The sequence below is a fragment of the Candidatus Saccharimonas aalborgensis genome (genome assembly GCF_000392435.1).
Taxonomy (GTDB): domain Bacteria; phylum Patescibacteriota; class Saccharimonadia; order Saccharimonadales; family Saccharimonadaceae; genus Saccharimonas; species Saccharimonas aalborgensis.
The window spans coordinates 463758-490427 of sequence record NC_021219.1; the positions used below are offsets into that span (position 1 = coordinate 463758).

The 26670-nt window shown below is 44.8% G+C and carries 23 protein-coding genes and 1 tRNA gene; 11 read left to right on the top strand and 13 right to left on the bottom strand.

Features of this window, described 5'->3' with window-relative positions:
• Window positions 1–93 precede the first annotated feature (93 nt).
• The gene (locus tag L336_RS02405; protein WP_015641621.1) at window positions 94–612 is read right to left on the bottom strand and encodes an AAA family ATPase; all 519 of its coding nucleotides are present in this window, start codon (window positions 610–612) and stop codon (window positions 94–96) included.
• A 27-nt stretch (window positions 613–639) separates the two neighbouring features.
• Window positions 640–1074 carry a hypothetical protein gene (locus L336_RS02410; RefSeq protein ID WP_015641622.1) on the bottom strand — a complete coding sequence of 145 codons (435 nt, stop codon included), beginning with the start codon at window positions 1072–1074 and terminating at the stop codon, window positions 640–642.
• 213 nt (window positions 1075–1287) lie between these two features.
• Here L336_RS02410 and L336_RS02415 point away from each other — a divergent pair, with 213 nt between their 5' ends.
• Window positions 1288–2022, top strand: coding sequence for an endonuclease/exonuclease/phosphatase family protein (locus L336_RS02415; RefSeq protein ID WP_041191231.1), 735 nt, complete (start codon window positions 1288–1290; stop codon window positions 2020–2022).
• A gap of 356 nt (window positions 2023–2378) precedes the next feature.
• Window positions 2379–3329, top strand: a complete 951-nt coding sequence (locus tag L336_RS02420; protein ID WP_015641624.1) for a DUF4238 domain-containing protein — start codon at window positions 2379–2381, stop codon at window positions 3327–3329.
• Window positions 3330–3341: 12 nt separating this feature from the next.
• Here L336_RS02420 and L336_RS05820 read toward each other — a convergent pair whose 3' ends face one another.
• The 4 genes from L336_RS05820 to L336_RS02435 form a co-directional block, all read right to left on the bottom strand.
• Window positions 3342–3533 carry a hypothetical protein gene (locus L336_RS05820; protein WP_015641625.1) on the bottom strand — a complete coding sequence of 64 codons (192 nt, stop codon included), beginning with the start codon at window positions 3531–3533 and terminating at the stop codon, window positions 3342–3344.
• Window positions 3534–3539: 6 nt separating this feature from the next.
• Window positions 3540–4394 (bottom strand): aldo/keto reductase, encoded by an 855-nt coding sequence (locus tag L336_RS02425; RefSeq protein WP_015641626.1) that lies wholly within the window; start codon window positions 4392–4394, stop codon window positions 3540–3542.
• 136 nt (window positions 4395–4530) lie between these two features.
• Window positions 4531–7359: a DEAD/DEAH box helicase family protein gene (locus tag L336_RS02430; protein WP_015641627.1), complete on the bottom strand. Its 2829-nt coding sequence runs from the start codon at window positions 7357–7359 to the stop codon at window positions 4531–4533.
• Complete coding sequence (locus tag L336_RS02435; RefSeq protein WP_015641628.1) at window positions 7340–9049, bottom strand: site-specific DNA-methyltransferase; 1710 nt, start codon at window positions 9047–9049, stop codon at window positions 7340–7342. Before L336_RS02435 ends, L336_RS02430 begins: the two co-directional genes overlap by 20 nt.
• A gap of 129 nt (window positions 9050–9178) precedes the next feature.
• Between L336_RS02435 and L336_RS02440 the strand changes: the two genes are divergently transcribed.
• Window positions 9179–9415, top strand: coding sequence for a helix-turn-helix domain-containing protein (locus L336_RS02440; protein WP_015641629.1), 237 nt, complete (start codon window positions 9179–9181; stop codon window positions 9413–9415).
• A gap of 7 nt (window positions 9416–9422) precedes the next feature.
• Here the strand turns inward: L336_RS02440 and L336_RS02445 are convergent, their stop codons facing one another.
• Window positions 9423–9611, bottom strand: coding sequence for a helix-turn-helix domain-containing protein (locus L336_RS02445; protein ID WP_015641630.1), 189 nt, complete (start codon window positions 9609–9611; stop codon window positions 9423–9425).
• 60 nt (window positions 9612–9671) lie between these two features.
• Here L336_RS02445 and L336_RS02450 point away from each other — a divergent pair, with 60 nt between their 5' ends.
• The 6 genes from L336_RS02450 to L336_RS05620 all read left to right on the top strand — a co-directional run bounded on the left by L336_RS02450 (window position 9672) and on the right by L336_RS05620 (window position 17211).
• Entirely contained in the window at window positions 9672–10421 is a 750-nt protein-coding gene (locus tag L336_RS02450) for a hypothetical protein (RefSeq protein WP_015641631.1), read from the top strand.
• A 36-nt stretch (window positions 10422–10457) separates the two neighbouring features.
• Entirely contained in the window at window positions 10458–10670 is a 213-nt protein-coding gene (locus L336_RS02455) for a hypothetical protein (RefSeq protein ID WP_015641632.1), read from the top strand.
• An 84-nt stretch (window positions 10671–10754) separates the two neighbouring features.
• Entirely contained in the window at window positions 10755–11054 is a 300-nt protein-coding gene (locus L336_RS05615; RefSeq protein ID WP_015641634.1) for a septation protein SpoVG family protein, read from the top strand.
• Window positions 11020–12144, top strand: coding sequence for a hypothetical protein (locus tag L336_RS02460; protein ID WP_015641635.1), 1125 nt, complete (start codon window positions 11020–11022; stop codon window positions 12142–12144). The genes L336_RS05615 and L336_RS02460 overlap by 35 nt, the downstream gene beginning before the upstream one ends.
• 69 nt (window positions 12145–12213) lie before the next feature.
• On the top strand, window positions 12214–13737 hold the full coding sequence (locus tag L336_RS02465) for a recombinase family protein (protein ID WP_015641636.1): 1524 nt from the start codon (window positions 12214–12216) through the stop codon (window positions 13735–13737).
• Window positions 13738–13950: 213 nt separating this feature from the next.
• On the top strand, window positions 13951–17211 hold the full coding sequence (locus L336_RS05620; RefSeq protein ID WP_015641637.1) for an Ig-like domain-containing protein: 3261 nt from the start codon (window positions 13951–13953) through the stop codon (window positions 17209–17211).
• A gap of 78 nt (window positions 17212–17289) precedes the next feature.
• Here the strand turns inward: L336_RS05620 and L336_RS02475 are convergent, their stop codons facing one another.
• The 4 genes from L336_RS02475 to L336_RS02490 form a co-directional block, all read right to left on the bottom strand.
• Window positions 17290–17685, bottom strand: a complete 396-nt coding sequence (locus L336_RS02475; RefSeq protein ID WP_015641638.1) for a hypothetical protein — start codon at window positions 17683–17685, stop codon at window positions 17290–17292.
• Window positions 17686–17697: 12 nt separating this feature from the next.
• Window positions 17698–19098 carry a ferredoxin reductase family protein gene (locus L336_RS02480; RefSeq protein WP_015641639.1) on the bottom strand — a complete coding sequence of 467 codons (1401 nt, stop codon included), beginning with the start codon at window positions 19096–19098 and terminating at the stop codon, window positions 17698–17700.
• 24 nt (window positions 19099–19122) lie between these two features.
• Complete coding sequence (locus L336_RS05910) at window positions 19123–19491, bottom strand: DUF4352 domain-containing protein (protein ID WP_160142760.1); 369 nt, start codon at window positions 19489–19491, stop codon at window positions 19123–19125.
• Window positions 19492–19728: 237 nt separating this feature from the next.
• Window positions 19729–21048 (bottom strand): hypothetical protein, encoded by a 1320-nt coding sequence (locus L336_RS02490; RefSeq protein ID WP_128817282.1) that lies wholly within the window; start codon window positions 21046–21048, stop codon window positions 19729–19731.
• 817 nt (window positions 21049–21865) lie between these two features.
• On the opposite strand from L336_RS02490, the gene L336_RS05625 reads away from it, so the two are divergent.
• On the top strand, window positions 21866–23845 hold the full coding sequence (locus tag L336_RS05625; RefSeq protein ID WP_015641643.1) for an Ig-like domain-containing protein: 1980 nt from the start codon (window positions 21866–21868) through the stop codon (window positions 23843–23845).
• 485 nt (window positions 23846–24330) lie between these two features.
• Entirely contained in the window at window positions 24331–24765 is a 435-nt protein-coding gene (locus L336_RS05915; RefSeq protein WP_015641644.1) for a hypothetical protein, read from the top strand.
• A gap of 61 nt (window positions 24766–24826) precedes the next feature.
• Here L336_RS05915 and L336_RS02505 read toward each other — a convergent pair.
• A tRNA-Asn gene (locus tag L336_RS02505) sits at window positions 24827–24901 on the bottom strand.
• Window positions 24902–24943: 42 nt separating this feature from the next.
• The gene (locus tag L336_RS02510) at window positions 24944–26656 is read right to left on the bottom strand and encodes a serine hydrolase (RefSeq protein WP_041191238.1); all 1713 of its coding nucleotides are present in this window, start codon (window positions 26654–26656) and stop codon (window positions 24944–24946) included.
• Window positions 26657–26670: the final 14 nt, after the last annotated feature.

Here is a 26670-nt window from a genome sequence, read left to right on the forward strand (position 1 = left end):
ATTTATTTTTCGCAGTACTTTCAGCCCCACTATTGTGCTATTGCTAATCGTTCATCGTATGGTCGACATAGCCAACGAGCAATGTGATAATCCTCAATCTGTAAAAGATTTAACTTCTTGTAACATCACGTTGACAATATGTTCAATGCTCATGTCTTTGCTGAGCACCTTTTCGCCCGGCACACCCAAATAATCTTTTTCGTTCCACCACTCGCGCATTTCTTTTTCTCCAAATTCGTGGGCATTTGGTTTAGTGGCGTGCCTACATAGCGTCTCCTCAAATGGTATATCAAAGTAATAGACGTACACTTCGTCAAACCTATTTGCTAGGCGGCGAAGCATTGGACCATACTTTTTTGTAGCAAGTATGCCTTCGAGTATCACAGTACGCCGTTGCTGACGGCCAAACTCCACCACCAGTTCTATTAACTCAATCACCGAGCGTTTCTCTAGCATATCGCGCTCTCGCAGCATGTCACGTCGCAGCACATCTTGCTGGACGAGCAGGGTATTGTCACTTAGACTGTCACCAATTCTGCTACGCAGTTCTTTGGCAACGGTCGTTTTCCCGCTACCCGAATTTCCGCGAATGATGATGAGTGTTGAGGACATATCGATATTCTCTAAAATGATATGCCTTTAGCCATCAATCTTATGTATATCGCCGTTCAGTACGATCGGTTCGAGTCCCAAAATCTCATCAAGCAGCGGAGACTCATCCGGTATGCCATTGAGAATATAAATGGGTTTATGTAGGAAAAAGGCAACCGACATTTCCATCAGCACATTTGGGCCTATGTAGTTACTACTGCCATGCTTTTCGTAATTCATGACGAGAATTGCATCACTTTTTGCTATTTCTTCGAAGTGCTCGCGTATCAGCACTGCCTTACCATGGTAACCTTGGGGTGACGCCTGCCAATCAGTGGTCGCTTCGTCGTTTTCTCTGCCCTCTGCTCGCATTGTTGCGGCTGTTTTTGGTAGTACGACCGTAAACCCCATCGCCTCCAGCTTGGGGCAAAACGCAATTACTTCGTTATAGAAACTCGCACTCGCACATAAAGCCAAGATCATAAATCTATCATACCAAGAATTGGGAAAAGTCCCACCAGCATATAGACGATAACTGTTTATCAAATCCAAAATGGGATATAGAATATAGGGTTAATCCCTATTAGGTGTTATTAATTGCTTCTTTGCTTGGCCCACAACGATAGAGAAAGCTATAACTGAGGTAAAAGAAGATTGCAGCTCAGTCAGCAAGCAGGTTAATGCTAAAATACTTGTATGAAGATAATGTCACTCAATATGTGGCAGGGACGTCTAGAGCGTGTTCTGCTAAAACATCTAGAAAATTCGGGCGTAGACTTTGCCTGTATGCAGGAAGCAGTTGACTACGATGGACAGTCGTTAGGACTAATCACTTCCTACCAAAAAGTAGGAAAGAGCCTGGGCTTACATGAGCAATTTTTCTCGAAACTAATTTCAAGCAAATTAGGCGATAAAGAACTGGCATTTGGAAACGCAATTTATTCCAATATCCCTTTTATGCAGACGAGCACGGTATTTACTAGGGGTGAGTATAAAAACGATTTTAATTTTGACGAGGACGATTACAACATTCGCGCCTTCCAACATGTTCAGGTAGTAATAGGCGGCAAAAAGCTGAATATCTTAAATCACCATGGGCACCATATTGACTCACATAAGCTGGGCGACGAAGAAACGATGCGTCAGGTTAAGCAGTTATGCGATTACATAAAAGGCCTTGACGGTTCGGTGATACTCTGTGGCGACTTCAACCTTGCGCCCGAAAGCGAATCAATAAAACTTATTGATTCGTGTCTAGATAATCTTTCAGTGAAGCATTCGCTCAAAACTACTCGCTCAAAACTAACATACAAAAATGAGGTGTGCGACTATATTTTTGCTAGTAGTGATATCAAAGTAAACAGCTTTATGATGGATGAAACGATCATTTCTGATCACAATGCGTTAATACTTGACTTTGATTTGGTGTAAACGGTTTCAATTCTAGTCTGGGGTATGAAAAAGTCAGAATCTTATTACAGTTCTCACTTTGTCTTTTACGGCTTGGCTCGCACTGGCAAACGAACTGCGAACGGCAAGTATGGGCTATGCCGACAGCGAAGTTCGTAATATAAAAGGCTTGTTGCTAGGCGTGGCATAGCCCCCCTATGCCTTGACCCTGATATTTTCGGAAGCCCGTAAACGCACTACCTACCTAAATTATCGTGGCTAACAAAAAATCGTATGTTTTCCGTTTAGCCCAACAATTCAGCAAGTCTAACAGTGGTCAGGTTGTTAGGAAAGATTGTTGGCTTCAACCTGTGTTGATACGGCTGTAAAATAGCAATATGACAAAGCAGATAACAAAGAAACAACACTTCGCACCACGCTTTTACTTCAAGCGGTTTGCGGTTGATAATATGTTACAGACTTTAGATATTCAAAAAGGCAAACTCATAAAACCACGACCTTATAGCGGTGTCTGTTATGCCGACTTTTACTACGCCGTTGAAACTGGAAAAGAAGACGAAACAAGCCAAGTGTTTGAGCAGTTTTTCGGCGAGATTGAAGATAAGTTTGCCAAAGAATACGACAACATCATTGACGCAATATGGAATTATAGACCACTGACAGACCAACAGTTAGATACTCTTGCGTGGTTTATGGCGTCCTTGTGGATTAGAAGCCCGCATATGCGAAACCAAGTGAATAAGACTATGGCTGACGGTATGAAACAAATGACTACAATGATGGCTTCGCACCCGAACTTTACCGAAGGTGCTAAAAAGGCTATGGAAGAAGAAGGACATCAAGTAACCGATGAACAAATTGAAGACGCCAGAAAAACATTTGTAAGTGGCGAATACGAACTGACTTTTGATAATAACGTCAACCACCTAAACCTGATTGCCCACTGCGAAGAGTTTTACAGATGGTTTCTTATAAAAAACTGGCGGTTCTATCTAGCCAAAGGCTCAAAAAAGTTCGTAACTACGGACACGCCAGTGATTGAAGTTTTCAATAACACTGGTAAGACAATGGTTGAAAAAATGTACAGCAACCACATCGCCCAAAGACGACACTACCTTGCCCTGACACCTGAAATACTTATTGAACTTATAGACCCTCTAAAGTCTGGTAAAAAGCAGAAACGCCACGCTATAACAAATGATGAAATGATAATTCAGAGTAACTTACTACTTGTGCGTTGGTCTAAAGACTACGCATATGCCAACAACAAAGAGTATCTGGAAGACTTATTGCCCTTCTATACAGGCGTACCGACAGAAGTGATATAAGGTTGGAAAAGGTTACTTATTGGCGTTATGTCGCTTGGAAATACGTAGATACACAAACAATAACGGCACGAACACAACTATCGCCACGACAGTAGTTACAAGCAGGTTAGTACCTTCTGGGTCATTGGGATTGGCAAGCCATAGGACTAGTCTTGAAGTGGCAAAAGACACTATCACAAGTATGAGCAAGGTAACGTATTTCATAATTGGCTACTTTATCTCTCGTGCATACAGTGCTTTTACAAACTCTGGGTCATCGTGATTGACGAACAGACCCTTGTTTTCGTCCAGCCCAGCAATAGCGGTCATATCTTCGTCTGACAACTCAAAGTCAAACACATTGAAGTTTTCAACTATACGCTCTTTATGCGTTGATTTTGGTATGGCTACCACACCACGCTGTATATTCCAACGTAACACAACCTGCCCGACAGACTTGCCGTGTGCCTTTGCGATACGAGCCAGCGTTTCGTTAGTGAATAAGTCTTGCCTGCCTTCCGCAAAAGGTGCCCAGCCTTCGTGAATAATGCCATATTCGTCCAAAATCTTACGTGCTTCTGCTTGCTGATTGAAGGGGTGTGTTTCAATCTGATTGACCATTGGCTTGATTTTATTGTTCAGCACAAAATCAACCACCTTCACACTAGTAAAGTTAGACACGCCGATGGCTTTTACTTTACCTGCCTCATACAATTCTTCCATCGCTCGCCACGCACCGAATACGTCATTATATGGTTGGTGTATCAGATATAAATCAACGTATTCTACGCCAAGTTTATCTAGTGAACGTTGAAAAGCCTCTTTTGTCTTTTCGTAGGTAGCGTCAGCGAGCCACAATTTAGTTGTCAGAAAAATATCTTCTCGTGGCACACCACTACGCTTGATACCACGACCAACGGCTTCTTCATTTTGATACGACTGTGCGGTGTCTATAAGGCGATACCCAGCCTGTAATGCGTCATAGACGCTCTGTTCGGCTTCTTCGTTAGTCATCTGAAAAACACCAAAGCCAAGAGCGGGCATTTGGACACCGTTATATAGGGTAACTGTCGGAACTTTTGTCATTACGTCCTTTTCTATAAATACTTTATATCTCTATTATACGCCCCGCCGATAGGGGGGTAGTCGCCCTTTGTTTCGCCGTTTGACACTCCGCTATATGAAATGCCGATTTTTTGGGGGTCATTTTGCCAAGCGTTTTTTAGGCAAGCAACTTACTCTCAAAATCTAGGGCAAACTCGCTTTCAGGGCGTGGGTCAGTGTTATAGAACTTTATACCGATTGGCTTTATTTCTTTGTAGCCGTGCTTACTCATTTCAGCCAGATAGTCTTTGTATGCCTGCTTATCGTTTTCGTTGGTATCAAACACAACTTCACTGTCATCGTTTAGGCTTATCAAGGCTTCTTCTTTCCAAGCGTCTTGTTCAAGTATATGTCCGCCCTTTGGCTCAATAATGACTTGATAATACAACTGTTGATTGACCACATCGTTGATAATAAGCATATAGTCTGGGCTAAACCTGCGACCATCTTTTAGGCTATATAGCCAGTAGTCTAGTTCGTTACGAATAAGGTATATTTCCGAACCTTTGTATTTGGTGTGTAAGTCTTCAATCTGGCTCGCAAGATATTTCACAAAGCGTTTTTCTTCGCTCGTACCGTAGTTTTCGCTATACGCATACCAGTCAGCACCTTCTACGTTGAACTGTAAGTCAGGATTGTCGTGGTCGCTTTGGGCTTTGGCTCGCTCGTCAGTGCTAATAAACACCTTCTCGCCAGTAGCAGGGTCAATGGACGGAAATGACATAAGGTATATGTTCTTTTCCCTACCGAACACCTGCGATAACGACACTGGGCGAAACTTGTTACTGCCTGCTTCTCTTGGCATAAAAATGTCTATACGTCTACGAACTTCTGGCAATATCGCACCAACAAGCAATTGTAGTTTTTCCTGTGCGTTCAGTAAGCCAATGTCTTTGCCGTCTTCGTAAGTGTAGGTAATCTCGTATTTAGGCAGATACTTCTCAATCAGCTCATCAACCGTCTTCAAGTCAGGTATATGCTGAACCAAGTTGTTGTAGCGGAAAAAGTTTGCTTCGGCTGAAACTAACGCTTTGCGAATAATAGGCTCAGCAAAAAACTCATCGGTAATGCGAATAACTTTTGTTTTCTGGCTCGCAATTTGTTGGTTTTGCTCGTAGTCAGACAAGCCCCTTGCTCGCAGATTATACAAGCCTGCCTTTATAGTGCGGTTGAAAGTAGTGTCTATTTCATCATCGGTTGTTTTGGTTCGCTTGACTGTATGATTGACCAGCACAAAGCCTTTCTTGTAGGTTTCGCTTTCAAGAAACTTCTGTTTGAGCGTAATGGTCTTTCGCTCAACACCTTCGTTTATAATGCCTTCGCCAAGCAAATCACGCTGTAAGTTTTCTAGAAACATACCAGTCTTTACAAAGTGATACACAAAGGTTTCTAGCACACGCCCACGCTCAAAAGGTGCGTTATCAAACTTTCGGCGGTCTTTATCAAACTCTAAATTGCGTTGCGTAAAGTCCAGTGCGAGCCTACCGTCATCGGCGTCAGGTTTATACGAGCGTGGCAGTTCATACGGAAAATACCTAGCCCCACGACCAATCAACTGAATATCTTGTAGCGACACCTTTTTGGCTTCGCTAATATCAAAGTGGATTATGTCGTAAAGGCTCAATACGTCCCAGCCTTCGTTCAAGGCATTGACGCTAAATATGGCACGAATAGTATTACGTGGGCTGTCCAGTAACGGCAACAGTTCGGCTTTTTCTTTCTTCTGGCTGTTGTATATCAGCGTATTATCGTGGGCAAAACTGGCTCGTATTTCACTGACGAACTTGTTCAAACCTTCCCAGTCGCCTTGCGAAACCATACCGTTTTTAGGCTCACGAAGCCAATCAAACATATCCTTCAATATCTCGTGTTCGTGATTGTGATTTTCTTTGCCAAGTTCCTGTAAGCGTTTCAAGTCATCTGGTCGTAGACTAGAAACTACCGTATCAAAGAACGCACGGTCTTCTTCGCTCTGGGCAATCTTTACGGACTTTACCAGCACAATCGGTTTCATATCTACGCCCATTTCACGCTCGGCTAAAAGTCTACGGTATTCACTCAAAGCAACAGCGTTTATTATCAGCAGACGCTTTTGGTCTTCGGTATGAACTTCCTTGTTGTATAGGAACTTCACATCTTTGCTATACCCATCACGGTTGAATTGTAAAAAGTCGTAACGATGAACAAGTTTATCTTTATACTTTTCGTGTATGGCTTGATTGGCTAAATCAACCGTTGCCGTGTATTCAAGTAACAGGTTTTCTTCACGAGCCTTGACCGCCGATAATACGGCAGTTTCCCAGTTTCGCACTTCTTCAACATCAGCCTTCTTTTTGCTTCGTGTATCTACGTTCAGCCTGTGTGCCTCATCAGCAATAACAACTACATTATTATCTACAAAGTCTTGGGCTGTCAGTCCGTTTTCACGGTCTTCAAGCAGACGGTTATAAAGTAGCGAGGTGCTGAAAAACATAAAGTTGATAGCGTTGCGGTCAGCGTCCGCTATGCTTTTTGTTTCTTTTACGGCTACGTTACGCCCATTTACACGAACGCCTTTTGGATTGAACAAATACTTCTCAAACTTATAGTCGGTAAAGTTTTTTAGTGCTTGGTCTTTGATTTGTATTTGATGAACTAGAAACAAGAAGTTGCGGTAGCCTTGTGCGTAAAGATAAAGCACCACAGACGCCATTACAAGCGTTTTTCCTGTGCCAGTCGCCATATTGAACAACAAGTGTTTGGCGTTGGCTCTGTCGGTTTCGTATAGCCAAATAAAGTGCTTCAAGGCTACTACTTGGTATTCACGCAGGGTCTTGCTCAAATTGTCGGTAACGTATTCGGGAATAGTGTAATCGGCTTGCCACGCTATATAGGCAGGGTCGTTTTCTATCTGGTTGAACAGAAAGTCATTGAGCGTAGCATTTATTTTAGTTTTCGTTTTCGCCATAGAACTTGTCCGTTAGTGCCTTTTCGTCTGCTGACACTGTATGCCGTGTGTCGTTCATATCGGCGTAGTTTAGGTATAGTTGGTTTTCGTCCAGTATGTCGGCAAGTGCCTGCTTGCGACCATCTAAATCTTTGTTTCGGAAGTTTTCGTCTTTCTCAAACTCGGCACGGTCAAACCAAAACTTCAAGAAGGCGTTGTTACGCATATCAACATACAAGTCTTCCAGTTCCTTTATGCTCGTGGCTTCCATAATGGCGTCAAGGTATTCTTGGTTGTATTTCTTCAACTCAAAATACACAAACGAAGTGTCGCCGTAATACTTCTTTATGGCGTTCTCTAAACGCTTGAAAGTAACATTGTTTACGTAGTTCATTTGCTCAATCAAGATAAACTTACGGCTACCCCCATCTTCGGCATTTTGAGCCATTACAGCCTGTGCGGTAGTGCCTGAACCACCAAAGAAGTCCAGCACGATGTCATTAGGCTCTGTGCTGATTTGTATGCTGTCTTTTACTAACGCTACTGCCTTCGGGTAACTAAAAGCCTTTTCGCCAAGCAAGTCTTTCAGACTTCCTGTGCCAGACGCACCAGAGTATTCAGGCTTGAACCAAACCGTTTTAGGCTTTTCGCCTTTCATACGGTCTTTGGTAAATAGTCTATATTCGCTATCAACCTTTCGTGCTTCTATCTCTGTTTGCCACTTTTCTTCAACCATAGCCTTACCCCAACGCCATCGTCTTTCAACACCGTTGGTGTCAATAGGCAGTATCTCTACGTAGCCATCAGATGACGGCTTACTTGTTGTAATGTCCTGCGTGTCTGGGTTGTAGAAAATAGGGTAAAACATCGTGGGTCGGTCTTCACGCAAAGAACCATCGCCACTACGCTGTAAGGCACGTCTTTTGTATCTACCTAGTTCGTCTTCAAGTTGGAAGCGGTCTGAATTATCAAGTACCAACTCTTTTATCTCTGCCTTTTCAGCATTTTTGGCATACACAATCTTATTTTCGTGTGCCTGTGAAAAGAACTTGTTGAAACGTCCGCCAAGATTGTTTACTACCGCCAAAACACCAATTCTATTCTCAAAGCCAAAAATCTCATCAGCCAAAACGCCCAGATAAAATAGTTCGTAGTGGTCAATGTCTATAAAAATCATACCGTCTTCGGTAAGTAGTTCTTTGGCAACTTCCAGCCTGTTACGCATAAAAGTAAGCCACGAACTGTGATTGAAGTTATTGTTGTAGGCAAACGTATTGGCGTCTGTGCGTGTGTTGTAAGGCGGGTCAATGTAAATGAACTTCACTTTGCCAGCCAACTTCTCACGCAGAGTATAGAGTGCCAAAAGGTTATTGCCCTTGATAAGCAGGTTTTGCGTCAGGTTGCCGTCATCGTCAAAGAACGAAACATCGCTACTCGCAGTTAGCGGTCTTTCGCCGTCCTTATCAACATAGCGGAAGTCAGTCAGCACCTTTGGTTCTTCAAGCGTGTCTATATCTTTGGTGTCTAACTCTTGATGTAAAAAGCGTTCATCACGCCCCACATCTTCTTTACTCATACCTGCTTCCAGCACGGTGTCCTTGAACGGAAAAGACAATACAACGTCATTATCGTTCTTTATGAAACTGCCCCTGCTAGTGCTGTATAAGCCAATTTTATTCGGTAATTCGGTATATCTGCCTTTTTGTGCCATTTGTCGCTACTTCCTTATATGTGCTAACACTTCGTTAGCAAACCATCTGTTATCAAATATAACAAATTATCACTTGTTTTGCTAACTCTCTGTTAGTAGTGTTTGACATCTTTGACAGCGAAAATAACTATGATGGCATACGCTAATAAAGCATTTGACGCCTTCACTGTAAAACTTGGTCGTAAGATACAGGAACTTCGTGAAGCCAAAGGTTACTCGCAAGAAAAACTTGCGTATTTGTCCGATTTGGACAGAGTTTCAATTGGCTATATTGAGCAGGGTCGTAGAAGCCCAAAACTCTCTACCTTGTTCGTATTGGCAAAGCAGTTAGATGTTAGCGTTGCGGACTTCTTTACTGGTTTATAGTTGTTGGTTAGTTTGATTTTTCAATAAACTTTATTAAGTCGGCTTTTTTGTATCGCATAGCCTTGCGTGTTCCAAGACGGAACGCCTTCAATGTACCGTTTCTGTCCCAATTACGAAGCGTTGGCTGACTGACTTGTAGAAACTTGCTCGCTTGGGCAAGCGTCAGGTATTCAGGTTCGTCATTTTTAGCGTTCATACTACCAATATCATATAATAAGTACCAAATACTTGGAAGTATTGGGAAAGACGTAGCGAAATGGCAGATGACAAAAGTAGTAAAGAAGTTTCACTAAACCTAGATGACCCGAAATATAGTAAGGGGCTGTCTGTTGGCGAGTGGCAAAAACTTTCCAAGCAAGACCCAACTACGCTGACCCCTTCACAACAAAAATCACTTACGCAAGCAAACGATAGTTTTAGAGAAGCCACAAAGGGGCTATCTGCTCAACTGGCTAATATGACCAAAGGTATTTCAATACCTGGCATACGCTCGCTTATACCCGATATTCCAAAGGCGTCAGTCTTGTCTATGTCAGACTTCTCACTACCGCCAATTGAAACATACCAGCCTAACTTTGATGAGATAGACTTTACGCCCGATACAACAATGGTTGATAACCAAATCAAACAGACCGCTTTATTAGAACGCCTGCTTGAAGTCCAAAGCCAACAGCAACAAAATAGCGATTTGATGAAACTGATTGAGCCTCGCTATGACCGCAAGAAACGAGTTATTACGTTTGCCAATACCCAAGTACGACTAACTGCCGACAGCGACAATGAAATTATATGTAAGAAGTTATTCTGGGACGGACGCCCCGTAAGACGCCCTGTTGAAAAAGGCGACATTATGGAACTGCTAGGTACTACCGACAAGAAGGCTTTCTATAACAAAGTCGCTTCACTGAACAAAACCGTTGAAAAAGCGACAGGTGTTGAAAAGTTATTTGATTTTGTTGATAAAAAACTCTGGTTCAATACCAAATACGTAGAATTACCTCTGTAAGACGTCTGCGGACACCTACTTTCACATACTGGAAGTATGGACAACCAAATAGAGCCAAAGCCAAATACAGCCGTTATTGACGAGCCTGAATTGGTATTAGACGAAGACGAGCAATTTCAACTCGCCAAGTTTCTTGACGCTCTTTTGGAAGCCGATATGACCAACAAAAGTAACGAAAGGAAGCAAAGTAGTGAAAGCGTTTTATCACACAATAGCAGTAGCAACTTTTCATTTGAGCCGATGGGCTAACAGCCTAGCCTACGGTCTTGCCGTTGCCTGTAAGTGGGCAACAAACAAAGACATTGAAAAAGATTTAGAAAGGCAACGCAAGCGATGGTCGTAAGCGAAGTCAATGTAACACCAGTCAAGCCAAACAACGGCTTGATAGCCATAGCCAGTGTAGTTTTAGACGATAGTATCTACCTAAACTCTATTGCCGTTTATACCAAACTGGACGGCTCGTATCGCCTACTATACCCGACTAAACAAGTGGGCAATAAGTCAGTTGGCTATCACTACCCAATCAACCGACTAACTAGCAGGCTCATAGAAGACGCCGTATTCAAGAAATGTAGCGAACTGTTTGAAGGAAGTAGCAATGATAGACACGGTAAAAATACTCCTGACTTATAGCAGTCAGCCGAAATGGGTAACGGAAGCCAAACTATTCACTAACGTAGACGCCACCAAAGGTGTCTTCGTGGCATACAACAACCCAAGTAGCACCTATAAGAAACTAGGCATTTACCAACCACGCCTTACCTACACCGAAAGACCAAGAGGTAGACATATCAAGTCGTATCAACTAGCGATTGAGTTTTCTGCCCCAAAACTACTATTCAGCAACAACTTCACGGAACTAGCGGACACTGACTTTGACGCTGTTATTGCCAAACTGTCGGAAGTGCTACGCACGACTTATGGCGTATGGGCATTTCCACACCTATTGGCTAACGCCCAAGTGGGCAAAATAGACTACTCAAAGAACATCGTGTTTGATGACCGCACACCAGTTTCAACTATCACTGAAATACTGCGTAAAGCCGACATATCACGCCGTTACGATGTTCAGCACACCAACTTCAGGAATGGCGGACACGTTTACCACATACACACTAACGCTCTTGATATTGCCTTCTATGACAAAGTTGCCGACTTACGTCAAAACAAAGTCAGCGAAAAACGCAGTTACGAAAAAGGCGGTTATACGCAATTGAGCCTACTAGACGAATTGGAAAAGCAAAAGACTGTCAGCGTTGCTCGTTTTGAGATACGACTAAATGGCGTTGCTAAACTACGCAAAGAACTAAAAGTTATTGGCGTTGATAGCACTGACATTACCTTTCGCACACTATTCAAGACCGACATATCACGCAAGGTGCTACTACGGCACTGGAAGAACATATTTGATGAACTGCCCAAAGCACCGTTTGCCGTGCTAGACAGTGCCGAGCAAAATCTTATTTCATACAAGCAGTCATACCCATACGCAAAGCCAGCCGAAACAGCCTTTGCCGTAATGCTCGCTATGATACGCAAAGACCACGATGACGAACGCTATGTCCGTAATGTCATAGAAGAATTGTTTGGCAAGCACACATACTACCGATACAAACGTAACGGACGCTCGCCACCGACCAAGACCCAGCTCAAAACTTTACTACATATAGAAGCCACGCTGACAGAAATGAAACCTGTGAGTATTGACGACTATACGCTGTAAATTATAAAGTATTATTAGCAAATATCATCAAATAGCACTATAATTCAACTATGATAAGGAAAAGCCACTATGAAAAACGAAGTAACCGACTACGAAGGCGTCAAAGCCTTCAACATTGCTCGTGTATCAGACCCACGACAGACTGACGCCCTACCAGCACAAAAACTACGCCTAGACGCTTACAGCAACAGGCTCAAACTAAATAGCGAATACTACGCTTTTGACGAAACCGCCTATAAGGAAGACCGCCAAAAGTTTCGTGAGATTGTTGATAATATCAAAAAATACCCGAACTTCTGTATCGTGGTATTTGATAAGATTGACCGCTTTACAAGGGACGCTTCTAGCGACATCGTTCAAACAATGAAAGGCTTGGTCAAAGAAGGCAAGATTGAACTACACTTTCCATCTGACAACCTGATTTACCACAAAAACTCGCCTGCCAGCGACAAAACACGGCTTGGTATGGGTATGGTCTTCGGCGAATACTACTCATCGGCTATTAGCGACAACGTAAAACGCCGTCAGGAACAGAAGGTAGCCATTGGCGAGTTTCCTGGCAAAGCACCAGTCGGTTACAAGAATATCAACATCACGGACGCCAACGGCAACATTATCAGCAAAGATATTGTGCCTGACCCTGTTCGTAGCAAGTATATTGTCAAAGCCTACGAAATGCGTCTTGATGGTAAATCGTTCCGCACCATCGCCAAACAACTCAAAGAGGACGGCTTACGAGCCAACACAAAAGGACAAGGTATTGTTTCCCAAAGTCAGATACAGACTATGCTTATGAACCCCTTCTATTACGGCGTAATGCGGTATAACGGCAAAGAATACCCACATAAGTATCAACCAATCATTGAAAAGCGATTGTTTGATAAGGTTCAGTTTCTCAACGAAGACCGTAACAATAACAGCCACAAGACCCTGACACGCCAAGTCTTTACGTTTAGTGGCATTGTTCGTTGTGCTACCTGCGGTTGCTCATACTCATCTTACGAAAAGAAAGGGCGTGTTTATATGCGTTGCTCAAAAGCAAGACGAGATACGATTGACTGTAACCAACCGCCAGTACCAGAAGCCGAACTTTTACCGCAGGTTGATGACTTGCTGAAACAATTGTCTATTAGCGAAAGTATCGTCAATCAGGTGTTGGACGTCTTGAAGGGCGAACACGACAATATACAGTTGTATTACCGTAACGCTATCAAAGAAACCAAAGACAAGGTTGACGTTATAGACAAGCGACTAGAAACGCTATACGAAGACCGCCTGGACGGACGTATTACTACGCCTGACTATGACAAATACGTAACTAGGTACAAAGCAGAAAAGGAAGAATTAGAATATAGGCTCGTTGAATATACCAACAACGATAAAAGTTTCATTTTGACCGCTTCACATCTGTTAGAACTAGCCCAAAACGCTCGTAGTATCTTCCAAAGTTCGCAACCTGCCCAAAAGAACAAAATCTTGAAGGCTCTACTTGCGAACTGCCAAATCAACGAAAAAAGGCTTCAACTCAATCTGTTGAAACCTTTCTCGGTACTTGTTGACAGCACTCTTTCACAAAATTGGCTCCCGCTATAGGTCTCGAACACTGCATCAGGGGTAAACGCTACAAATGGGACACGAAAACTGGTACTGTCCGATGAAGAAAAACGACGGCTTGTTCAGTACCTTTCGTTACTTATTGAGATGGATTTAGTAATTAAGAGAGGATTTTCTATGAATTTCAAATAACCCTTTCTGTGTACCTTGCGTAAGGGGTATAGTTATTGTGGGAGATGTTTATTAAAGGACATGGTAGACTCACAGAAACAGAATAGCCGACTGAACACCGCTATCAGTAATGCCGGTCGACGCTACAACACTGAAGTTAACCTACAGATCCATAATATCTTAGGCAGTCTCTATGCCTTAAATCGTGATTCTCGGTATATTACCGACCTACTGAAGTTAGCTTATAAATTAAAGCATCAAGTCGCATACCGTATCGCCGACCACAAAGATAAGAATGCAGAAATAGTCAAGCTTAAAAGAGACATAGATAATCTAGTGGCAAGTCTAATAGCTATTAAGAACAAAAATAAAAATCAAAACATACGTTGGAAAAGCATTCTAACAAAACTCGATGATACGGCCAGTGCTATGTATGAGCTATATAGATTCCTTAAAGATCTTCAAGATGAAGAGCGAAAAGGAGATCCATATGCAAAAACTACGGTAGAAACCGGAAATACTTGGTCAGCGTATCAAGCGTTAAATGACATTAAAGAGTTCTTAAGCGACAAAAGAACGAGGTTATTCAATACACCACGCATGATTCTACGTGGCGATGCCGGTATTGGAAAAACACATTTATTATGCGACTATGCCAAGTCACGCATAGATACAGGCAAACCCACATTAATATTCCTGGCACACGAACTATCCGCATCTACTAGTACCGATCCAATAGAGTGTATGGCTTCGTTGCTGCAGTGCAGGACTAAGAAAGCTTTTCTGGATGACTTACAAAAATTGACAACAAAATCTATGGATAGAGTCTGCATAATAATTGATGCTGTCAATGAGGCAGATCAAATGGACTGGTCGGCACTTAAACAACTATTTTCTATAAGTAATCTCTCTGTCGTCGTCAGTGTACGCAATGGATATGAGAGTGTTATCAAGAATACCAATCAATACACAACAATTGAGCACTACGGATTTGCTGATATGGAGTGGGAGGCTATAGATACCTTCTTCAAGCATCACAAGATGAAACTTCCAGAGATACCAATTGTAGATCCAGAGTTCAGAAATCCTCTATTCTTATCTATATTCTGTGAATCCTATGCTGGTAAAAAAGATAAAACGCCGAGGGGTCATGGGGCTACCCATGTTTTTGAGATATATGTGGAAACTCAATCGAAAAAGATTTTGGAAGAGATTGGGCTAGATAAATTACCTAAAGACTATCTGTGGAAGAATGTCATCAAGAAGATGGGCATCCTTATGGGCAACAGCGGCAACCCTCATGTCACAAAAACGGAACTATTAAGCATTATTCGTAATGATACAAAACTGATATCACACGACGATAAGCTTATTCCGCTGATGGAGCACCATGGACTAGTTATGAAGTATCCAAAATATAATAAAAATTATAAGCGAAACGGCTATTACTATGGATTCACCTACAACCGGTTTAGTGACCACCTAATAGTACGTTCTATACTCACAGAGAATAAAATTGATACAAGAGAAAAGGCCGAGAGATTCTTCAAAGACGGTAAATTTCTAGACAATAACCTTTTTAATGTTGGCCTGCTTGAAGCATTGTCTATCCAGCTACCCGAAAGGTGCAATAAAACAGAGTTGGTATGGGCGGTACCAAAGAAATACCGTGACAGCAGCAGTGTAAAAACAGCCTTTCTGGGTGGAGTTAAATGGCGTGATGTAGATTCAATTGACAAGAAGACTGGGGGTCTAAAATTCATAGACGAAACGCAGGTCATAAAATACATGAACGATTTTTTCACACACTCACGATATGACTTTAATAATGTTATGGATTGCATATTGGACGTATGCGCTATACCATCACACCCACTCAACGCCCTACGATTACATAAAATACTAAGCAAGCATACCCTCCCTCATAGAGACGCGTGGTTACAAGAGTTTTTGCTGCATAGATCATACGAAGATGGAAACGCAATAAACAGATTACAGTCTTGGAGTCTTAGTAGTCTAGTAAGTCATGCTAGTGTCGAATCTACTGAGCTAGCCAGCAACGGCGCAAGTCGGACAGAGTCTGGCTACATCATCGATACCACCTCACCCGTGGTGACAATTACCGCACCTGCTGCCATCACGCTCGCAAACCAGTCCTCCTACCCGCTTGCTGGTTCCTGCACAAATGGTGATGGGGATGTGTCGGTCGTGATAAATGGCATCACTCACACCACTGCCTGTAGCGGCGGTAGCTGGTTGCTGACGCTTGACATGTCCTCGCTTCCAGATGCTTCTCCGGCTCTCACGGTGACAGCCAGCCAAACAGATGCAGCGGGCAATACGGGCAACGCCGGACCTCAAACAGCCCTCAAAGATACTGTTGCGCCAACTGCCAGCATAACTCCACTCCTCAGCAACTCGGGCTCACCAGCCCTCTCTGGCGCTGTCTCAGACCCATCAGCGACGGTTACCGTAACTGTCAATGGTACGACATACACCGCTACCAACAACGGCGACGGCACCTGGAGTCTGCCAGCTGGTACGATAGCACCAGCACTTGCCGACGGGCCCTATGACATCGTCATAACGGCAACTGACGGCGTGGGCAATACGGGTACCGACAGCACAGCCGACGAGCTAACGATAGACAAAACTGCTCCAACCGGTTCGCTTGCTCCGGTGGCTCCGGGTATTACCAACAGCCCAGCCCTCTCTGGCACCGTTTCAGATCCTTCGGCGATTGTCACCGTGACTGTCGATGGCACGACATACACCGCTACCAACAACGGCGACGGCACCTGGAGTCTGCCAGCTGGCACGATAGCACCGGCACTGAACCCTGGCACGTACGATGTGGTTGTTTCATTCACAGACACCGCCGGTAACACGTCAACCGACCCGACAACCAATGAGCTGGTTATCCAGCGTAGCGATGCCGACCTCCCAACGGTGAATCCACTCAGCGCCTCAGGCGGCCAGCCGATTATTACCGGAACCTATGACGCCGAAAACAGCCAAAGCCTGTCAGTCACCGTCAATGGTGTTGCGTACGTGCTCGGGGTTGCAACACAGCTTACGGTCAGCGGCAATACCTGGAGGCTCGATCTTAGTTCGCTGAGCCCAGCACTTCCTGCTGGCGCTTATGACGTGAAGGTAGCAGTTACGACACGAGGAGGAGCGGTGCTTGGCGATAGTACAGCAGCAGAGCTAGTACTGAGTGCGCCAGCAAACCCCCTAGCCAGTACTGGATTATCCATCATTGTGCCGACAGTCTTCGGACTGGCACTCATTGTCACGAGCATGGTGCTTATATATCGCGCGAAACAACACAATAAGTTCTAGTAGGGCCTCATCAATCTTTCCTCCCTTTATGTTGTCGTGTAGCTCTGTAGTGCATCGTAGCACTGAATGGAAAATTGCCTATTTCTCAGTGACGTTGACTGTAACGGTTTGTTCACCGCGACCATATTTACTGTCGCAAGTAAGATGAAAAGTGTACGGCCTTACATCATTCAGGCGTCCAGTACTAGCACTTCCCGTCGAAGTTTTCTCGCCGCTCCAGTCTCCATCCGCCTTACAACTTTGTGCCGCTCCAACAACAGACCAATTAAGTACACTATACTGTCCAACCACCTGCTGTTGTGGTTCGACGGACAATGTGATGACAGGAGGAGTACCTTGTGCTCCCGATGTTACAACAACCGAGCTATCATTAACATTGTTAATCTTTGAGAAAAACACCCCCTTCACCAAGATAAGACCCGTAACAGCCATTGTTACAATTATCACAACACCGACAGTTCTCTTTATCCACATATATCCTCCATATTACATTGAAAATTCTTCGCTATGTATACTAGTACGGGGAACGCCCCTGTCTTGAAGTTGCACTTTCAGCGCTCGCATCATGCTAGGAGGACCGCATAAGTACACGTCTCGTCCCACAATGGTTCCTGAAACTCTCTCTATATAATCAAGGTCAAGTAATGACCCTTGTTCATCCCCGATAAAGGGCACAACACAAAGGACATCTCTTCTGAGGGCCACCTCACTCGCAAGGAGCTCCCAGTCAATTATTTCGCTCCTGGTCTTAACTGAATAGAACAAATATACCCTGTACCCGACCGAAGGCAAATCTTTGATCATCGAAATGAACGGAGTGATTCCTATACCTCCGGCGATCCACACCTGATCCCTGTTGTCATAGTTGGCATAGTTGAATTTTCCGTACGCACCCTCAACTTCTGCGATTGTGCCGGGCTGTACCTGCAAGAGCCTACTTGTGTAATCGCCTAAGGACTTAATTGACAATTGCAAATCCGAGTCTACCTGTGAGGATGATGATATTGAAAAAGGGTGCCACTCCCGGCCAACACCTGCGGTATGCAGGAATCTGATAAAAACAAACTGACCTGACATATAGTTAAATGCACGACCATTTGGGGTAAGATAGAATCTAACAACACCCGACCCAAGGTCTGATACTCTGTCGACCACAAAATGATATTTCCTGATCAAGATCTGACCCATAAGGGTTCGGTAAATAAATGCAATACAACCGACAACAACCGCGCCGAGCAGATACCATTTTAATAACGTATCATCAGAGGTGTCACTCTGGATAAAGAAAATATGCAGTGCGATCATCAAAAAAACAAGACCGAGGAACTTATGTGAGATGAGCCAGATTCTGTAGGGAAGCTTTATGAAAATCGTAACAAGCAATAAGCCAACCATCAACCAGAGCGCCAATATACCCATGAAAATCGCCCATTTGTCGAGAACAACCCCGTGTAATACATGTGAGGTATCGAAAAGTGCCGACCATGGAGTAAGACCGCCAGGCAAGAGAAATAGTGCAGCGTCTCTCACGCTACTTTCTGAGCGCATGAGTGCTAGCCCCAGCGGGTGTAGCAGCGTAAAAATTAGAGAAAAGCTACCTACGATATGATGCGTAATATACACATGATTCAGACCATCAAAAAGCCACTCGAGTATTCTCATACGGGTCATCAAGACAAGGCTAAGTGAGTAGAGAACGGTTCCCACGATGCCCGAGATCAGGCCTATGTTTTCCATTGTCTGTCCTGGCGTTCCCCACAAATTTCCTGTTTGAATACGCCACCACAAGAAGACGGGGATCAGAGTCAGGACAGCAATCATGGCCCAGCCTATCAGGGAACCAAGCCTAAAGCTGATCGTTACTTGCTTGCGGGTACTATTGTGCATATTCGTCAGGAAGCATTTCTTATATTAATGGAGGACATCAATAACTAATGGCACCGACTTATCCCAGCCGGTATCGACGTAAAGGAGGGATGTCGCGACCGTAGACGGCACAACAAACGTTATCTGTCCGTTCAGAGTCTCTTCTGGGTCAATTTCTTGAGCGGGGATGGGCGTTGTCGCATAACTAGATATATGAAGCGCACTGTAGGTACCCTCCTCGCTGCGTACATATAGATGATTTACCGGGATGAAGTGTTGACGTTTTTTTGTTTTATTTTTGATAGTTATGTCCATGGCCAGTATTTTTTGTGAACTATCGATTGGAAATACTTGATCAGTTTCATGCATTGCAACGTTACGCACCTGGGCCTGGACTGAGCCGTTATCTGCCATCTGTAAAGATGTGGTCGAACTGGGGTATATAGTTACCGGCTGGTAGGGCGTTCCATGGACTATAATTCGAACAATAAACACAGTGTTGAGCACCACTAGCGTTGTTATGCCTAAAACAAATGCTGCGAAAAGCAAGCTATGTTGATGACGAAATCTTTCAAATCTTTCGTTTGCTGTCGGTTTACGAAACCTGAATATTCTTTTTACTATGCCCTTGGTCATCTTTTCCTCCCATCACTATGGTTTTGATGCATCGTAGTACCCAACCCTATAGCCTATCAGCGCACTCGATGTTGTGTTATTGATCGTATCAGACTTGTGCGAGAAGGTAGAGTTGGATCGTTTATCCTTGTAGCCAGGTATACTTGCAGAGCCTTTGAGGATAGAGTTGATGCTGTGATTGCAGGTTGCGCCAGCGTTCTCAAGTGTGGATGATGATCCTGACATAATACCGCCTTTGTGAACAGGTGAGTAGCTTGTTATGTTTATGACCCAATCATTATTCCATGCCCAACAGTTACCCACTGAAGCGTGCGCTGCGAGGTCACTCTTCCCGTAACAGGGTGTCTTACCAGCACAGTACACTGGTGCGGGGTTGACGGTCAGGCTGACCGATTTCGTACCCGTACCGCCACTGTTTGCGCAGGATAGCGTGTACGTATAAGTACCGGTCGTCTTACTTCCCGTACTTTGTGACCCGCTGGATGCTTTTGAACCCGTCCAGCCACCTGTGCCTCCGGCTGTGCAACTCGTAGGGCTGTTTGTCACACTCCACGAGAGAGTGGCTGCCGATCCCGAAAGGATGGTAGCTGGGCTTATAGACAGGCTCACCACTGGAGGACTGACGACGGGCGCATTTGCCGAAACAGTTATGTTAGTAGTCGCAGTTTCCGAACCAGCACCGTTGCTGCACGTCAGTGAATAGCTAAATATGCCAACACTTGACAGCGTTCCCGTACTTTGTGACCCGCTGGATGCTTTTGAACCCGTCCAGCCACCTGTGCCTCCGGCTGTGCAACTCGTAGGGCTGTTTGTCACACTCCACGAGAGAGTGGCTGCACTACCAACCTTTATACTATTAGGTGTAATCGTAAGCGAAACTTTTGGCCTTGTTGCCGTATTGCCTGAACCAGTATTTTGCGTTGGCGCAGGAGTCTGTGGCTCTGGGTTTACTACTGGCACCACATCTCCCACGGCTATACTGACAACCGCAAAGCTTGTCGCCCTCCCAGTAGAGCAGGTTAATGTGAATAAGTATATTTTCGGCTTATCGAGGCTAGTAGAGGTCTCATTGCCTTGTACCGATTTGTCGCCAGACCAATCATCGCTCGCCGAGCATCGTGCCGAATTGTCCGAGACGCTCCAGGTGAGGGTTACCTTTTCACCAATGGCTACTGCCTGCTTGTCAGATGTCAGTGTTATCGACGGCATAACGGGTACCGTCTCGGGGTTTATTGCATCTGGTGTCATTTGCCCGCTAGTTAACCCGTCAAGGCTGTATGTTGATCGGAAGCTTTGGTTACTCACTAATATGCTGACCACTATAATTGCAATCATACTAAGGATCGTCACTATCGACGTAAGAGCAACAATAATTTGCGTTAACCGGACCCCCTTGGGCAGTTGATTAATTGGGAAACTCAGCACGATTGTTTTTAGCACAACATCTAAGCCTAATCTTTTATTCCTTGAATTGTTATATTTTAGCACAAGTACAATGTCTTCTCATAATTGGGCGCACCTGGTAGCCTACAGTCTTAGGCATTTGCCTACCTAGTACGCGAAATCGAACTCATTAGCAGAGCTACAAAATGTTTGACAGTTTCGGGTAATGTAACCCTATCGGTACAGATCCATGTCAAAGGAGGATGATATGGATATGTACAAACTTAACCAAGTACCGAACGAAACCAAGATCAAAATGTGCTTACACCGTGTTCTCTATGGCGGCAAGAATATATTGTCCAGAATGCCGTAGATGCCTTGTCTGCTGCTATGAAGACCGCAATCGTTGCAAACGGTGGCCTGGGCAGCATAATGTCGACACACATAAATGCTTTGAGTTCGGGCAGACGAGCGAACAAGAGAGGATGTTTGGCTGTATGAGAACCCCAATCTGCAGAATGTATCACCACATCACACCAGAAACGGCCACAGACTACGTGAGTGAATTTTGTGTCAGATTTTCCACACCAGAATTATTCGAATCACTCCATAAATATTTAGATAGAACACTAATTTTTGTACTAAGAGGTTGACAGTACCCGCAGTTTCGCTATTGACATAATAATTATGTTTTGGTATCATTCGGGTTACACAGAGATATTTGTGCGGTGAGCATAGAGAAAAGAAAAATAAAAAACGGAGAAATAAAATGAAACTGTATCGTCCTGGTTTATCAAGGCTAATTGTGAGCCGCCTGGCTTTGTTTGGTGTTGTCATCGCTTTTGCGGTAAGCGTGATGAATATGAGCAGCTTCTTAGTAAAAGCAAGCCCTGTAGCTTTCTCGTTCGGTACCGGTGGCGATCACGGTAATCATCCAGATTCTCAGGGGGTTTTTGAGGCAGCTGGCCAGTCTGGGATTAGCTTCTTTCAGACAAATGGGGATATGAGTTATCTTGATAGCCCAACCAATAACATAAGCACTGCGACAACCGAGTGGTGCTCTATGGTCAATAGCAAGCTGGGCTCCATACCGTTCCTTGCCCTCAATGGTAACCATGAAGAGCCAGGACATGCCGGAGTTGACGGCGATAATATCGATAACATCATCAGTGGCGGATGCCTTCCAAAGCCGGCATCAATGAATGTCGTGGAATCACCTCTTACAACAGGGAGTGCTGGAACTACACCCACAAATTACGGACGTGAGTACTACTATGATTATCCGTCTGTAAATCCGATCGCTCGATTTATCGCCGTCTCGGCTGATATTGATACATATGTTGGTGGCAACTATGACTATAGCGTAGGCAGTGCTCACTACAACTGGGTGCAGGCTCGCATACAAGAAGCAAAAGCGTCGGGGATGTGGGTAATCGTCATAAATCACACGCCGATCATGAATACCGGTGGTTCGCATGGTGGTACCGACTACTCTACCGTTACTCCTCTCTTTAATCTAGCTATCGATGAGAAGGTCGATCTGTTTCTGTCCGGCCATGAGCACAACTATGAGCGCAGTAAACAAATAGGAGGTGCTAGCTGTAACTACACATTCAATACCTATAGCGCAAACTGTATCGCTGATGCAAATGCAAACACCTATACGGCTGGAAATGGTACGATTGCAGTGATCACGGGCTCAACAGGAGGAAACTACAATACCGGTGATGGCCTTATGATAGCGATCAATGCAAGTGACCCGGATTATCAATATTTCGCCACTACTATGGGACGGGGTTCTGCGGATGAGACACGTGGTTTTTCTAAGTTCGATGTCACCGAAACAAGCATTACGGGTCACTTTGTGGCAGGCGTTGGCCAAACCGGAGGCTTTACAGATACCTTCACCATCACTCGTAACGATACCACTGCACCAACCGTTAGCCTGGATACGCCGACGACGGGTACGGTAAGTGGAATGGTTAACATGGCAGCAACAGCAAGCGATGCAGTTGGTGTCACAAAAGTCGAGTTTTACCAGGGTGCAACAAAGCTCGGTGAAGATCTGTCGTCACCATACGCCTACGGCTGGGATACTACATCGGTCGCAAATGGTAATTACAGTCTAACTGCAAAAGCATTCGATGCCGCTGGGAACATTAGTACAAGTAGCGCAGTCAGTGTGACAGTAAGCAATGGCGGTGGAGGGGGTGCTACGACATCGAGCTTTACTGTGGCGGGAGCTAATAATTCTTCGGTAACCTTTACTGTGGCGGGCCCGTGTAACAATATTACGTCTCACGAGGTCGCCGATGCCTCCAAGGCACCAACAGGTCAGACCTTGCTTGCGAGCGCCGACTTCTCGATGTCATGTGCATACGCCGGTGATGCAACAACTGTTGTTATAAATCTTGGTGCAACTTACGATACATCTCATCTTCGAGTTCATAAACTCGCTGGGTCAACCTTGACCGATATCACATCGCACGCTACTTTCGGAACCGATGGTAACTACACTACCGTGACCTATACTGTGACGGATGGTGGGTTCGGTGATGAAGACACCCTTGCGAATGCTATCGTTGTAGATCCTGTGTATGTCACCGTTGCTGGTGCATCAACAACTGGCCCCGGAGTGCTTGCGGACACCGGTACCAATAGCGTACTGCTGACGATAGTCGGAGTTGTCGTGGCTGTTCTCGGACTAATCGGAGCCATAACCTCTAGGGTTAAACGCGTTACTCTATAGAGTGTTCTCGGAGTTATACTGATGTTACCTATGCTACAAACAACTTTGTTGTACCCGTAGACGACTGAGGGTTGCCTTACTCCGACTAACATGGCAGACATCCATTCTAGTGATGGGAGGTGCGCCGATAACAAAGTTTTTCTGATGCTGCATGAACATAGTAGCTTAATGCTCTGCAGCATCAGACTTTAGGTATAAGATATAATCTAGGCCAAGACATTGAAGAGGAGGCCTATATTAACAAAAGGATAGGTTCTGCTTCGCAAAAGCCTAGAAAAAATCGCCCAAGAGAGCGATAATTCTGGAAAAATCCGTATTTGGTGGCTCCGTATTCCAATTGATATGGCGATTGATACCAACGTATTCTTTAGGGTAACCGCCGAACGGTTGAAAAGCTCCGGAAATGACGGGCCGAACGTGCCGTAAATTGATGCTGTTCCCCAACTGAATTGTGCGCCCTGCGCTTTCGCCCAATCCCACAACTTATGAACAACCTCACTCTGCGCTTCGCTTACAAAGATATAGACTCTCACTCATCGAGCCTTGAGCGCATTAACAGCGAGCTTAAAGAGCTACTGGTAATGCGGACAAGGGGTCTAATCGATGACAATGAATATCTAGAGCAAAAAACGTTGCTCTTGGAAGAGTTAGAGTCTGGCAAATCGAAACTAGAGAGATTGAAGTCAAACCCGAGCAAGGGTGCAAAAGAGACAATCTCACTACTTAACTTCATCCGTAAGGCACAAGATAAATTCAATGGCGGTCAGATATCAGAGCGTAGAGAACTGATAACAATGTTCGGTCAGAAACTCGATTTATTGTATAAAGAGCTAACTTTCACCCCTGTTAATTGGTTAATCCCGATCAAAGAAAACTATTCTAACGCTAGAACGTCAATTTCTTGCGTTAGAACCGCATAATTCTAAAGATTTACAGATTGAAAATAAACAAAAAGTCTCCGAAGAGACTTTAAAATTCACTTGGCTCCGGCAGCTGGGCTCGAACCAGCGACCTAATCGTTAACAGCGACCCGCTCTACCACTGAGCTATGCCGGAATACAAGTGCTATTGTATAGCATCTCTCTATCTCTGTAAATATCACTGTACGTGCAAAGCGTCGAGCTGTCGGGCAAGTTCCGCGATATTTGCCCACGACGAACCATCTGTCATGATCGCTAGTACATACGTGCCGCTCGGACTATACACGATAGCAGCATCATGGAGTAAGCCGTCCATAAATCCGACTTTGTCGGCAACCGCGCCATTCACTCCCGAGGGAATCCCGCGCCGATACACATTCGCTTTCATCGCGCCAATCAGGCGTTGTTGATTGATCGTCGAATAGTTTTGGCCAGTGGCAATCATACCCAGCATTAGCGAGAGGTCGTTTGCAGTCGTAAACGGACCGCCGGACTTCATAAAGGTCGAATTGCTGAGACCGACCGCATGAATATCGTTTGTAATCGTCGATAGACCAAGGGTTTTTAGAAACGCTTCTGCACACGCATTGTCGCTGAGACTAATCATCTTGTTGAAACAATCGGCATTGGTGGCCCAATCACGCTTACCTTCATCAATCTGCTTGAGCAACGTATAGGCGGCAAAAAGTTTGTAGGTGCTCGCCGTTACAAATTGCTTGTTGCCATTGTAATCGGCCCGCCGACCCTTGCCCCCCAGTTCGATCATCGAAATACCGTACACTCCTGAGTGATCGTGAGCATAATTTGCCATCAAGGCCGACATACCGGTGTCACTCGGACTATAGGTGCGTGTATATTGCTCGCTGGGCGGGATAGCTTTTACCCGCGCAGTTGCTTGCTCCCCCGTACCCGAAACGACACCCTGGATAGTAGCAATCGTGGCTGGTGTGTCAAGCGCTTGGCCGCTGGCGCCATTGACACGCGATATCTCGGTGAAATCTCTTGTGGTAATACGCGAGACACCAGCTTGGACTGCAACTTTTGACGCCACGTTCTTTTGTAACCAATCTCCTGCTCTATCGCCGTTTACTACTGCTACCAGGTTGCCGTCTTTTTGCGAGAAATCGAGCCACGAAAATAGCTCCTGCGCCCCAATGCTAATGGAGCTACCCCCTACTAGCATGCTTATTCCAGCACCGATCCGCGTATTGAGTTCATCGGCGGCCCGCTGCGCGAGGGTATCTGTAATCACCGGTGCGGTTTCTTTCATCGCCACCCTGACTGATGATGGTGTTGTCAGCACGGGCTTGAGTTTTTTGATCGTTGAGAGTACTTCATCTTGCTCGCATTGACCGCCGGTCTTTGACGGCACAAGCTCGAGTCGAGCGCCATTTGCCTTGAGGGTAGCGTCGACAGGATTTGTTTGACACTCCGGCATGATATGAGCGTTTATGTAGTCATCATAATTATCACCGACAGTCGCATCGGGAACGACCGTCGACTTCTTTGCTGCCCACCACAGCGACGTCGGGACGAGTCGTAAGTACCACGGATAATCAAGCTGGCTAATGCGGTCGGTGTTATCTACCTTGATATCCAACTCAGACAAAGTAGGCGATACGACTGATGCTTCACGGTTTCCCATATAAATGCTGACGTGATGTTTGCTGTAGGCATCATTGAGCGTTGCTATCGCGTCGCTCTTTTTTTGACCGCCAAGATTCACGCCATCTATCGTTACAAAAGGAAGCAGCCTATCTGAGGGATAGAGAAACTGCATCACCAACAGAGCGATGACGAGACCTGCCCCTCCGATAAGTGCGATGCGCTTCCACGAATATTGCTTTAGTCGCATCCAGAAACGCACTACTACTGCGCGAACACGTTGCATAACTTTCATTATAT